The organism is Nocardia sp. NPDC003269 (assembly GCF_042888005.1).
In the GTDB taxonomy this organism is placed as follows: Bacteria; Actinomycetota; Actinomycetes; order Mycobacteriales; family Mycobacteriaceae; genus Nocardia.
Map to the genome: position 1 here is coordinate 1,844,138 of NZ_JBIAPA010000002.1, position 11,817 is coordinate 1,855,954.

9 protein-coding genes are annotated in these 11,817 nt (G+C 72.5%); 6 read left to right on the plus strand and 3 right to left on the minus strand.

The genetic code is table 11. The annotated features are described in order from the left end of the window. Positions 1–237: 237 nt before the first annotated feature. Both ACFYWJ_RS18905 and cobG read right to left on the minus strand, forming a co-directional pair. Entirely contained in the window at positions 238–1,329 is a 1,092-nt protein-coding gene (locus tag ACFYWJ_RS18905; protein WP_355284574.1) for an RNA ligase (ATP), read from the minus strand. Positions 1,330–1,408: 79 nt separating this feature from the next. Next, complete coding sequence (gene cobG / locus ACFYWJ_RS18910) at positions 1,409–2,599, minus strand: precorrin-3B synthase (protein WP_355284571.1); 1,191 nt, start codon at positions 2,597–2,599, stop codon at positions 1,409–1,411. A 118-nt stretch (positions 2,600–2,717) separates the two neighbouring features. Here cobG and ACFYWJ_RS18915 point away from each other — a divergent pair, with 118 nt between their 5' ends. The 6 genes from ACFYWJ_RS18915 to ACFYWJ_RS18940 all read left to right on the plus strand — a co-directional run bounded on the left by ACFYWJ_RS18915 (position 2,718) and on the right by ACFYWJ_RS18940 (position 11,387). Continuing rightward, entirely contained in the window at positions 2,718–3,386 is a 669-nt protein-coding gene (locus tag ACFYWJ_RS18915) for a hypothetical protein (RefSeq protein WP_355284568.1), read from the plus strand. A 41-nt stretch (positions 3,387–3,427) separates the two neighbouring features. Continuing rightward, positions 3,428–4,954 (plus strand): MerR family DNA-binding transcriptional regulator, encoded by a 1,527-nt coding sequence (locus ACFYWJ_RS18920; RefSeq protein ID WP_387162357.1) that lies wholly within the window; start codon positions 3,428–3,430, stop codon positions 4,952–4,954. A gap of 164 nt (positions 4,955–5,118) precedes the next feature. Continuing rightward, complete coding sequence (locus ACFYWJ_RS18925; RefSeq protein ID WP_355284562.1) at positions 5,119–5,601, plus strand: hypothetical protein; 483 nt, start codon at positions 5,119–5,121, stop codon at positions 5,599–5,601. 332 nt (positions 5,602–5,933) lie between these two features. Further along, complete coding sequence (cobN, locus tag ACFYWJ_RS18930; protein ID WP_355284559.1) at positions 5,934–9,581, plus strand: cobaltochelatase subunit CobN; 3,648 nt, start codon at positions 5,934–5,936, stop codon at positions 9,579–9,581. Further along, complete coding sequence (locus tag ACFYWJ_RS18935; RefSeq protein ID WP_355284556.1) at positions 9,578–10,429, plus strand: acyl-CoA thioesterase domain-containing protein; 852 nt, start codon at positions 9,578–9,580, stop codon at positions 10,427–10,429. Before cobN ends, ACFYWJ_RS18935 begins: the two co-directional genes overlap by 4 nt. Positions 10,430–10,532: 103 nt before the next feature. Continuing rightward, positions 10,533–11,387, plus strand: coding sequence for an acyl-CoA thioesterase domain-containing protein (locus ACFYWJ_RS18940; RefSeq protein ID WP_355284553.1), 855 nt, complete (start codon positions 10,533–10,535; stop codon positions 11,385–11,387). On the opposite strand, the gene ACFYWJ_RS18945 is transcribed toward ACFYWJ_RS18940, so the two are convergent. Next, positions 11,365–11,715: a hypothetical protein gene (locus ACFYWJ_RS18945; protein WP_355284550.1), complete on the minus strand. Its 351-nt coding sequence runs from the start codon at positions 11,713–11,715 to the stop codon at positions 11,365–11,367. The two genes, ACFYWJ_RS18940 and ACFYWJ_RS18945, sit on opposite strands and share 23 nt — an antisense overlap. Between the last annotated feature and the right edge of the window lie 102 nt (positions 11,716–11,817).

Consider the following 11,817-nt stretch of genomic DNA (forward strand, 5'->3'; position numbering starts at 1 on the left):
TAGGGCGATGCACCTGCGGATATAGCAATTCCGCATTAATGGTTCATCGGGTGCCCGTACGCCGCAGGGCGCACCGAAGGGCCGGTATCCGCCTACCGCGGAATTCGGCGACCGGGTGTTTTCCCGAATCGCCTGTAACCGTCCGGTTCGGCGGGAATGCCGAATCAAGCCGTACCACAACAACTCTCGCGCGCACCGGTGCGGATCGCCGCACCGGCGCGCGAAAGGCACTGCCGGTCACTCGAATTCGGTGCCACCGTCGCGCAGCAGGTAGGCGTCGGAGACGATCTTGCCGATCGCGCGGCCGCCGAGGACGGCCGAGAGCCGCTCGGTCGCGGGGCGCACCACCAGGCCCTCTCGGATGTTCGCGCCCGCGCCACTGACGGTCTCGGTGCCTTCGGCCAGTGCCAGCAGCACCGCCGCGTCGTAGGGGCCCTCGTAGAGGACCGGGACCCGCGGTACGGCGAGCCCGAGTTCGTCCAGCAGCGTGCCGATCTCGGCAGGGTCGAGCCAGCGGACCGGTTCGCCGTCCCGGGCGACCGCGATGTCGAACAGGCCGTAGCCCAGCGACGCGTCGTGCGCGGCCGAGGCGCCGTAGTGCAGGTCCTGCACGCCCGCGCCGTACACCTCGCCGAAGAGGCCGATCCGGTCGGCGTCGAGCGCGGTGGCCAGTTTCCGGGCGGCCTCGTCGAGTCCGTGCGCCCGGATCGCCCGCCAGTACAGGTTGCCCTCGGAGGCGGTGAGCGAGAGCGATTTCCCGCCGACGCCCTTGGAGGACACCAGGATCCGGTCCTCGGCCCGCACGTGGGTGAGCAGGCACGCGGTGCCGTGGATCTTCTCCGTCGCCACCACCGGTTCCCCCGCGGTGAAGATGCCGGGGAACCGTTTGATGTTCTCGACATCGATCCACCGCAGCAGCTCCGGCGCCGCTTCGACCTGCCCGGCCATCGAGACCGGTACCGGCGGCACCCATTTGGTGATCCCGAGCAGCTCGGCGAAGTCCGTGCCCGCGTCGGCGGCCGCCGCCAGGTCGACACCGTCGAGCGCGCCGGGCAGGCACACGATGCCCTGCGACACCTCCCCGCGCAGCCGCACCGCCTTCACCCGATTGCGCTGGGACCCCGCCAGTTTCCCGGTCAGCCCGAGCTCGGCGATGAGCGCGTCGGGCAGGACGGCCTGCTCCGGAATGTAGATCGCGTGCGCGCCGGTCGCGAACTGACCCTTGGCGACGACGGCCCGGTACAGGCCGACCTGGGCCAGTTCGAGCCGGTCGGCGTTCGGATGGGCGTGGACGACCAGTCGTTCGGCCGTCACCTGCAGTGTGGACATGGAAACCCCCTCGATGCGAGGTGGCCAGCGTACGAGTCGGCGCGCGCCGGAGTCGATCGAATTTCGCCGGGGGAGAACGTCAGTGGGTGTCGACGCGGTAGCCGTCGGGGGTGGCAACGACATCGGTGACCGGTCCGGTCGGACGGCCGCAGCGGCGCTCGCAGCCGGACCAGTGCTGGCGGCCCGCCACCGTGACGTCCTCGGCGGGGACCACGATCCGCGCCGGTTCCGGGGTACCGGACCGGACGCGGTCGCTCTCGACGGCGGCCGCGAGATCGGCGCGCACGTCGGTGCGTGACTTCGCGCAGCCGGGGCGGCCAGCGCAGGCGCTGACCTGCAACCACGGTGACTGCGCGTCGAAGATCAGGCCCATCGGCGCGAGCACCCGGACGACCGTCTCGGCGGGTCCCTCGTCGAGGTCGGTGATCACCAGGCTGCGCCACGGGGTCACGAAGACGGGGCGTTCGACGGCGGCGAGGAACTCCGCGGTCCGCGCGGGCAGCGTGCCGAGCGGCACCCCGGCGCCGAGGCTCACCAGGCCGTCGTCCTGGTCCAGCCAGCCGATCGGAAGATCGTGTGCCGCACCGAGTTCCAGTGGCGCGCCGGCGGGGGAGCGGTCCAGCGCCTCGACGACCCGCTCGGCGCCGCCGGGGATCTCGTGCAACCGCCACTGCCCGTCGTCGCCGGTGCCGCGCAGGTCCAGGAAGCCGCGCGCCGCGTCGAGCATCACCTCGACCGCCTCGCTCGCGCCGACCCGCAGCCCGGTGTCGGCGCCCGCGAGCAGCACGGCGAACTCGTCGGCGGCGACGGCCTGGATACCGATGTCGCCGCGCAGTGTGCTCACATCGCCACGGCCGTCGTCCACGGTGAACAGCACCCGGCCGGGCAGATCCGCCAGCCGGGGATCGGCTCGCAGGCCCGCGTCGAGGTCGGCGGCGAGCCCGTGCACGTCCGCCCAGCCGCCGACCCGGCCCGACAGCGGTGACGCCACGATATTGCGGACCCGCTCGTGGGTGCGGCTGGGCAGCAGACCGGCGGCGCCGAGCTGATCGGCGAGCGCGGCGGCGTCACGGACCTGCCGCAGCTGGATGTTGCCGCGGGAGGTGAGTTCCAGAGCACCGTTGCCCAGGTCGCGGGCCGCGTCGGCGAGGGCTTGCAGCTGCTGGGGCGCCAGCCGGCCGCCGGGGACGCGGATCCGCGCCAGCGGCCCGTCGGCGGCCTGGTGCAGGCGCAGGACACCGGGGCAGGAATCGGGGGTACTCCTGGTCATGATCCGTCCAGCCTACGACCGCGGATCGGCGCGCCGCCGTCAGGCGGTGCGGGTGGACGTCCCCTAGGGTGGGCGGGGAATCGTTCGCCGGTCGTTCGCCGACAGGAGAGGTCGCCGCATGTTGCGTGAATTCGTGGACAAGCGTGTCGTTCCCGCGCTCGACCGGGTCGCGCACGCGCAGACCGGCACGGTCGGCCGCTACGTCGACTGGCTCGAGCGCAGGCATCCGGAGGACGCGCCGGTGGAGACGTTGCGGCGGCTGTCGCGGCAGTACCTCGTGGTCGTCACGACCAGCGGTGTGCTGGTCGGCCTCACCGCCGCCGTGCCCGGGGTGGGCACCCTGCTGAGCCTGGCCGCGACCGGTGTCGACACCGCCGTGTTCCTGGAGGCGTCCTCGGTGCTGTCGGTCGGCGCGGCCGCGGCCTACGATCTCGATCCCGACGACCCGCGCCGCAGGTACCTGGTGTCGAAGGTCGTCCTCGGTGAGGCGGGCACGAAGGTGCTCGACGAGACCGCGGGGCACAAGACCGGCCAGTGGCTCGGGGTGGTCACCGACCACATTCCCGGCCTGGCGAGCATGCCCGACTCCCCGGCCAAACGCTTCATCGTCAACTACCTCGTGAAACGCACCCTGCTGCTGTTCGGCACCCTCGTCCCGGCGGGGATCGGCGCCGTCATCGGCGGGGTCGGCAACAACGCGCTCGGCCAGATGGTGGTCGCCAACGTCTACCGCAATCTCGGCACCGGTTCCCCGGAGATGGTCGCCGTTGGCACCACCCGCGACTGAGCGCTTGACCTTCGACCAGCTCGAACCCCGATGATGGCCGGGTGCCCGAACCCGACCTGCTCACCATCGGCGCCTTCGCCCGTGCCTGCGGCCTGAGCACCAGTGCCCTGCGCTTCTACGCCGACGCGGGTGTGCTCGTCCCCGCCGTGATCGACGAGTCCACCGGCTACCGCTACTACGCGCCCGGCCAGACCGGCCCGGCCCGGCTGATCCGCCGGTTGCGTGCCGCCGAGATGCCGCTGCCCGCGGTCGCCGCCGTCCTCGCCGAGCCCGATCCCGCCCGCGCCACCGAACTGGTCGACGACCACCTCGCCGAACTGGACCATCGGCTCCGGGCGGTCCACGCGGCCGCCGACGCGGCCCGGACAGCGGTGCGTTCGGAGGTGACCCCCGGCCCCGTCGACCGGACCGGACCCGGCGCACGGCGGGCGCCGGTGGCGGGTGGCGCGCTGGACGGTCGGGCGTCGGTGGACGAGGGCGCGCCGAGGGGCGGCCGCGCTCAGGCCTGCGGTCCCGCGCTGGCGGATGGCGCCGCGCTGGGGGATGGCGCCGCGCTGGGGGGTGGCGCCGCGCTGGGGGGTGGCGCCGCGCTGGGGGATGGCGCCGCGCTGGGGGACGGCGCCGTGCGGGTGACTGGCAGCGCACCGGCGGAGGGCACCGGACCGGGGTCATCCGCGGACGACGTCCTCCGGGTGCGTGGCCCACTGCTAGCGGCCGCCATCGACCAGATCGCGACCGCGACGGTCATCGATCCGAACCTGCCCGTGCTCAACACCATTCATGTCGAATCGACCGCCCAGGACCTGACCCTCACCGCCACCGACCGCTACCGCCTGGCCACCCGCACCCTGCGCCCGTCGCAGCCGTCCGCTACCGCGTGGTCGGTCACCGTCGACGCCGACGATCTCCGGGCCGCCACCTCCTGGCTGCGCCGAACGCACACCGTCACGATCAGCGTGGAAGCCGCCCACATCGTCCTCGCCGCCGACCCGGCCGGGCGCGCGGCAGCACCCGATGCCCGAGCTCGCGGCGGCCACCATCGGCAGGCGGAACCGGATTGGCCGCGACCGTCGACCGACGATCACCGGCCCAGGGAACGGGGAACCGCGGCCGACGAGCCACGCATGGGTGGCGCAGGCGATGCGGCCGGTGCGGATCGGCGACGATGCCGCCGATCGACCGAGGACTTCCCCGACTACCGGGGAATGCTCACGGCGCTGCCCGCTGTCACCACCCGAGTGGTGCTGGGCCGGGCAGCGCTGCTGGACGCGCTCGAGCGGACCGGCTCGTCCACGATCGCGCTGCACATCGATCCGGAGGGTGAACTGCGGACTGCCGACGGCGAGGACACCCGGAGCCTGCCCGCGACCGTCACCGGCCCTGGCATGACGATCCACTTCACGGTCACCACCCTGTACCCCGCCGTCACCGCGGCGGTCGGACCCGACGTGATGCTCGATCTCGCCGCCCCCGACCTCCCCGCCCGAATCCGCTCCGCCGACGACGGCGACTTGCTGACCCTGGCCATGCCCTGCCGTCCTGCCCCCGCCGACGTGCCCGTCCGCTAACCACCGCGGGGCCTGCCCGGCCACCCCTCGGCCCACCCACCGACCATGCCGCCACCGCCACCGCCACCGCCACGGCCGCTGCCACCGCCACGGCCACCGCCACCGCCAAACCGCCGCCGGCCGACCGAACCGCCTGCCGACCACCACCGACGAGGAGACCTCCGATGACCACCACCGACCCCACCATGGCCCGAATCACCCAGGGCGTCACCGACTTCCGCGGCGGTGATCCCGACGGTGGGCGCACCGCATTGCTCGACGTCTGGACCGACATCGGCCCCATGGGCGACCCCCTGCACCGCTGTACCCTCGCCCACTACCTCGCCGACACCTACGACGATCCGGCCGAAGCCCTCGTCTGGGACGTGCGGGCACTGGACGCCGCCGACGCCCTCACCGACACCCGTCTGCGGGCCCACCACGCGGACCTGAACGTCGCCGGTTTCTACCCGTCCCTGCACCTCAATCTCGCCGACAATTTCCGCCGCCTCGGCGCGTTCCCCGCCGCCACCCGCCACATCGACGCGGCCCGCGAACGCCTGGCCACCCTCGGCGACGACGCCTACGGCGCCCTCATCCGCACCGCCGTCACCGAGGTCGCCGCCGCGATCAGCGCGCGCGACACCACCCGTCGTCCGACCCACTGACAGCAATCGCCCCGCGCCGTCGGTACCCGCCGCGACCAGGAACCGGGCGCGCCTGCGCACCGGGCGACAGATCGCGTCAGCCCTGATCAAGATCACTACGTGCCGGTGCGGGCACCCTCCCGGGGGCTGCCCGCGCCGTTGCGTGGTGATCCGCCGAGCGCGGGCTGGAAAGTTGCGGTCGGCGGGCGGCCAGTACGATCGGGATGCTCGGCGGGCGTCGAGGAAACCGGTGGAAATCCGGTGCGGTCGCGCCACTGTGAACAGCCAGACCCTCTCCGGCGAGCACGACAACCGATCCCGATGGGCGCGTCACCCGAGGAAGGCCTCACCCTGTGATCCTGCTGCTGTCCACCTCCGACACCGATCTGCTCAGCGCCCGCGCGAGCGGCGCCGACTACCGGTGGGGCAATCCCGCGCGGTTGCTGGTGGATGACCTGCCGGGGTTGCTCGACGGCGCCGACCTGGTGATCGTGCGCATCCTCGGCGGCAAGCGCGCCTGGGAGGAGGGCCTCGAGGCGGTCCGGGCGAGCGGGGTGCCGATGGTCGCCCTCGGCGGCGAGATCGCCCCGGACGCCGAACTCATGGAGTGCTCGACGGTCCCGGTGGGCGTCGCGGCCGACGCGCACAACTACCTCGCCGCGGGTGGCGCGGACAACCTGCGCGAACTGCACAACTTCCTCTCCGACACGGTCCTGCTGACCGGCCACGGCTTCGAGCCGCCGGTGGAACTGCCCACCTGGGGCGAACTCGACCGCGCCGCCCGCATTCTCGAACCGCACGCCCCGACCGTCGCGGTGGTCTACTACCGCGCCCAGCATCTGGCGGGCAACACCGGCTACATCGACGCGCTGTGCACCGCGATCGAGGCCAAGGGCGCCCGCGCGCTGCCGGTCTACTGCGCCTCGCTGCGCACCGCCGAACCGGAACTGCTCGCCCTGCTCGGCCGCGCCGACGCGCTCGTGGTGACGGTGCTCGCGGCCGGTGGCAGCAAGCCCGCCACCGCCTCGGCCGGCGGCGACGACGAAGCCTGGGACGTGGCCGCGCTGGCCGCCCTCGACGTGCCGATCCTGCAGGGCCTGTGCCTGACCAGCGGCCGCGCCCAGTGGGAGGACAACGACGACGGCCTCTCGCCGCTCGACGTCGCCACCCAGGTCGCGGTGCCCGAGTTCGACGGCCGCATCATCACGGTGCCGTTCTCGTTCAAGGAGTTCGACGACGACGGCCTGTCCACCTACGTGCCCGACCCCGAGCGCGCCGCCCGCGTCGCCGGGATCGCCGTGCGCCACGCCCGCCTGCGCCACATCCCGGCCGCCGACAAGCGGATCGCGATCATGCTCTCGGCCTACCCGACCAAGCACGCCCGCATCGGCAACGCCGTCGGCCTCGACACCCCCGCCAGCGCGATCCGCCTGCTCACCGAATTGCGCACCGCCGGTTACGACCTCGGTGAACCCGGCGAGATCCCCGGCCTCGACGAGCGGGACGGCGACGCGCTCATCCACGCCCTGATCGCCGCGGGCGGACAGGACCCGGATTGGCTGTCCGCCGAACAGCTCGAGGGCAACCCGATCCGGATCGGCGCCGCCACCTACACCCGCTGGTTCGAGTCCCTGCCCGCCGACCTGCGCGAGGCCGTGGTCGAGGCGTGGGGCCCGCCGCCGGGGGAGCTCTACGTCGACCGGTCCGCCGACCCGCAGGGCGAGATCGTCATCGCCGCACTGCGTTTCGGCAATGTGGTGCTGATGGTGCAGCCGCCCCGCGGCTTCGGTGAGAACCCCGTCGCCATCTACCACGACCCGGACCTGCCGCCGAGCCACCACTACCTGGCCGCCTACCGCTGGCTGTCCGCGCCCGACGGTTTCGGCGCCGACGCGATGGTGCACCTGGGCAAGCACGGCAACCTGGAGTGGCTGCCCGGCAAGACCCTCGGCATGTCGGCCTCCTGTGGCACCGACGCCGCGCTCGGCGACCTGCCGCTGATCTACCCGTTCCTGGTCAACGACCCGGGCGAGGGCACCCAGGCCAAGCGCCGCGCGCACGCCACCCTCGTCGACCACCTGATCCCGCCGATGGCGCGCGCCGAGACCTACGGCGACATCTCCCGGCTCGAGCAGCTGCTCGACGAGCACGCCAACATCTCCGCCCTCGACCCGGCCAAGCTGCCCGCCATCCGCCAGCAGATCTGGACGCTGATGCGCGCCGCCAAGATGGACCACGATCTCGGCCTGGCCGAACGGCCCGAGGAAGACGTCTTCGACGACATGCTGCTGCACGTCGACGGCTGGCTGTGCGAGATCAAGGACGTGCAGATCCGCGACGGCCTGCACATCCTCGGCCAGGCGCCCGAGGGCGAGATGGAACTCGACCTGGTGCTGGCCATGCTGCGCGCCCGTCAGCTGTGGGGCGGCGAGCAGAACGTGCCCGGCCTGCGCGAGGCACTGGGGCTCAGCGAAGCCGGTGACGAAGCCCGCGAGCGGGTGGACGTGGTCGAGGGCCGCGCCCGCGAACTGCTGGCGGCGCTGCAGGCGACGGACTGGGCGGTCGACACGGTCGAGCGACTCGTCGCCGACTTCGAAACCGCGATCCTCGACGGGCACCGCGCCGCACCGGGTGACGGAAACCGCGATGCCGAGCGGTTGGACAAGGTCGCCACGATTCTGCGGTTCGCCGCGACCGAGGTCGTGCCCCGCCTGCGCGAGACCGGCATCGAGATCGCCCGCGTCCTGCACGCGCTCAACGGCGGTTTCATCCCGGCGGGCCCCAGCGGTTCCCCGCTGCGCGGCCTGATCAACGTGCTGCCCACCGGCCGCAATTTCTACTCGGTCGACCCCAAGGCCGTCCCGTCGCGACTGGCGTGGGAGACCGGCCAGGCCATGGCGGAGTCGCTGCTGGCGCGCTACCTCGCCGACCACGGCGAATACCCGAAGTCGGTGGGCTTGTCGGTGTGGGGCACCTCGGCCATGCGGACCTCCGGTGACGACATCGCCGAGGTCTTCGCGCTGCTGGGTGTGCGGCCGGTCTGGGACGAGGCCAGCCGCCGCGTCACCGCCCTGGCGGTGATCCCGCTCGACGAGCTCGCCCGTCCGCGCGTCGACGTCACCGTCCGCATCTCCGGGTTCTTCCGCGACGCCTTCCCGCACGTGCTCGCCCTGCTCGACGACGCGGTCCGCCTGGTCGCCGACCTCGACGAGCCCGCCGAGTCGAATTACGTGCGCGCGCACGCCCAGGCGGACCTGGCCGCGCACGGCGACACCCGCCGGGCGACCACCCGCATCTTCGGTTCCAAGCCCGGCACCTACGGCGCGGGCCTGCTCCAGCTCATCGACTCCAAGAGCTGGCGCACCGACGACGACCTCGCGCAGGTGTACACCACCTGGGGTGGCTACGCCTACGGCCGTGACCTCGACGGCGCCCCCGCCGCCGACGACATGCGCACCGCCTACCGGCGGATCGCGGTGGCGGCCAAGAACACCGACACCCGCGAACACGACATCGCCGACTCCGACGACTACTTCCAGTACCACGGCGGCATGGTCGCCACCGTGCGCGCGCTGACCGGCAAGAACCCCGAGGCCTACATCGGCGACTCCACCCGCCCCGACGCCGTGCGCACGCGCACGCTCTCGGAGGAGACCGCCCGCGTCTTCCGTGCCCGCGTGGTGAACCCGCGCTGGCTCGAGGCGATGCGCCGCCACGGCTACAAGGGCGCCTTCGAGATGGCCGCCACCGTGGACTACCTGTTCGGCTACGACGCCACCACCAATGTCGTCGCCGACTGGATGTACGAGAAGCTGTCCGAGAGCTACGTCTTCGACGACGTGAACCGCAAGTTCATGGAGCAGTCCAACCCGTGGGCGCTGCACGGCATCGCCGAACGCCTGCTCGAGGCCGCCGAGCGCAAGCTGTGGGAGCACCCGGAGGCCGAGACGCTGGACAAGCTGCGCCAAGTCTACCTCGAGACCGAGGGCGAGCTGGAGTGAGCACGGAGCAGTCCGCCGCCTATTTCCGCCGCGACGGCGAGGTGTACACGCCGACGTCGTGGGGCCGGAGCCTGTGGGCCGAGGGGCTCCTGTCCGGCCCGCCGGTGTGCGGACTGCTCGCCCGCGAGATCGAGAACCGGTACCGCACCGGGGAATTCGTGCCCGCCCGGTTCACCGTCGACCTGCACCAGCCGGTGCCGGCGGTCGCCCTGACCGTCGACAGCGAACCGACCCGCGACGGCAACCGGGTGCGCGCGGCGCAGGCGGTGCTGCGCGCCGACGGCGTGGTCGTCGCGCGGGCCTCGGCGGTGCTGCTGAAACGCTCGGCGCAGCCGCCGGGCGAGGTGTGGCGCGAGGTGCGGCGGCCACCGCTGCCGCCGGCGGAACTGCTGGCCGCGGTCGCGCCGACCGTGCACCTGTTCGACAGCGACGGGTCCGGCGAGGGCTGGTCGGTCGAGATCTCGCGGCACGAGAACGACACCCGCAAGCGCAAGTGGGTGCGCGGCATCCCGGTGGTCGCCGGGGAGGCCGGGTCGCCGTTCGTCTTCGCCGCCATGGCGGGCGAGCAGGCCAGCCTGGTGACCAACTGGGGCACCGAGGGCATCGGCTTCATCAACACCGACGTCTCGATCACGTTCTCGCGGATGCCGATCGGCCCGGAGATGGGCATCGAGGCGGGCAACCACCTCAGCCACGACGGCATCGCCGCCGGCTCGGCCGCGCTCTACGACGCGGACGGTGAATTCGCGGTGTGCACGGTGTCGGCCGTCGCCAACGAACGCAGGCAGATCAGCGGTGCGGCCATCGACGCCTACATTCCGCAGCGCGGTGGCAGGCAGCACGCCTGAGCTGCCGGACTTGCCGGAAAACTAGAACGCGTTCTACTCTGATCGTGGTGCGTGGGCGCACCACGGCACCCCGGTGCCGACCGCAGGGCAGAAGAGAGTCGCAATGAGCACTTCTCCGGCGTACTTCACGCAGGACGACGGCGTTTTCCAGCCCACCCGCTTCTCCATGAGCCTGTGGGCGCCGAGCACGCTGTCCGGTCCGCCGGTGTGCGGGCTGATCGCCCGCGAGGTCGAGGCGCGCTACTGCGGCGACGGGTTCGCGCCCGCCCGGCTGACCGTCGACCTGCACCGGGCGGTGCCCGCGGTGCCGCTGACCGTGCACAGTGAGCTGGTCCGCGACGGCAAACGGGTCCGCGCGGTGGCGATCGTGTTGCGCTCCGGTGGTGAGCCGGTGGCGCGGGGTAGCGCGCTGCTGCTGAAGCGGTCGACCCAGCCGCCGGGGGAGGTGTGGCGGCCCGAGCGGGAACGGCCGCTGCCCCCGCGCGACGCGCTGGCCACCGTCGACGAGGCCATGCACCTGTTCGGCAGCGACGGCAACGGGTGGTCGGTGAAGATGACCGAGCATCAGAACGACGCCAGGAAGCGCAAGTGGGTGCGCAATATCCCGGTGGTCGCCGGGGAGGCGTCCTCCCCGTTCTGCTTCGCCGCCATGGCGGGGGAGCAGACCAGTCTGGTGACCAACTGGGGCACCGAGGGCATCGGCTTCATCAACACCGACGTCTCGATCACGTTCTCGCGCCTGCCGATCGGGCTCGAGATGGGCATCGAGGCGGAGTCGCACCTCAGCGACGACGGCATCGCCGCGGGCGCCGCGGTCCTCTACGACGCCGAGGGCGCGTTCGGGATCTGCACCACCACGGCACTGGCCAACGAGCACCGGCAGATCCACGGCTCGGTCATCGACACCCTGTCCGAGGAGTTCGCGCTGACCCAGGTCACGCCGGATCGAGGCCGCTGAACGCCAGCCCCACGGTGGTCGCGCACAGCACGAACCCGGCCGCGGTGGTGGTCAGCAGGTAGCCGAGCGCGATGAGCCGGGCCGGCGGCAGCAGCGCCAGCAGCAGTGCCGGGGTCAGCAGTGCCGCCAGGGTGAGCGCCCAGCTGAGCCAGTACGAGGTCTGGATGGGCTCGATCTCGGCGAACGCGATCGTCCGCGGCACGGGCACCTGCCAGGCGTCCTGCACCGCGAACGTCGCGGGGACCAGCACGAACACGGCGACGAACAGTCCCGCCGCGATTCCCCATCCCGCCCGCCATCTGATCTGCCCCGGCACCGCTGCACTCACCCGCCCACACACCTTCCCTGCCACCCGGTCCACCCACTGCGCCGTGCCCCATGCTGCCTCGAGTGGTCCCCGCCCGCGCGCAACCACGCGCCGTGTCCTCGG

Bases quoted from the DNA above. Each gene is read 5' to 3' on its own strand.
- ACFYWJ_RS18905 (WP_355284574.1), bottom strand. From the start codon at position 1,329: ATGTCCACACTGCAGGTGACGGCCGAACGACTGGTCGTCCACGCCCAT.
- cobG (WP_355284571.1), bottom strand. From the start codon at position 2,599: ATGACCAGGAGTACCCCCGATTCCTGCCCCGGTGTCCTGCGCCTGCAC.
- ACFYWJ_RS18915 (WP_355284568.1), top strand. From the start codon at position 2,718: ATGTTGCGTGAATTCGTGGACAAGCGTGTCGTTCCCGCGCTCGACCGG.
- ACFYWJ_RS18925 (WP_355284562.1), top strand. From the start codon at position 5,119: ATGACCACCACCGACCCCACCATGGCCCGAATCACCCAGGGCGTCACC.
- ACFYWJ_RS18940 (WP_355284553.1), top strand. From the start codon at position 10,533: ATGAGCACTTCTCCGGCGTACTTCACGCAGGACGACGGCGTTTTCCAG.